Raw genomic sequence first — 267 nt, forward strand, 5'->3', positions numbered from 1 at the left:
CCGGGGTTGCGCGGCTCGCGTTCGGCTCGATCGATTTCTGCGCCGATCTCGGCGCCGCGCACACGCGCGAGGCCCTGCTCCACGCCCGCGCGGAACTCGTGCTCGCCGCCCGCCTCGCCGCCCTGCCGCCGCCGATCGACGGCGTCACCACCGCGATCGACGATGAAGCCGCGATCGAGGACGACGCCCGCCACGCCGCCAGCCTCGGCTTCGGCGGCAAGCTCTGCATCCACCCGCGCCAGATCGCGCCGGCCCGGCAGGGCTTCC

The 267-nt window shown here is 75.7% G+C and carries 1 protein-coding gene; it reads left to right on the plus strand.

The window, feature by feature from the left end; all coding sequences use genetic code 11:
* A partial coding sequence (locus RT91_RS19205; RefSeq protein ID WP_035189420.1) for an aldolase/citrate lyase family protein occupies nt 1-267 on the plus strand: 267 nt, incomplete at both ends.

The sequence above is a fragment of the Acidiphilium sp. JA12-A1 genome (assembly GCF_000724705.2).
GTDB lineage: Bacteria > Pseudomonadota > Alphaproteobacteria > Acetobacterales > Acetobacteraceae > Acidiphilium > Acidiphilium multivorum.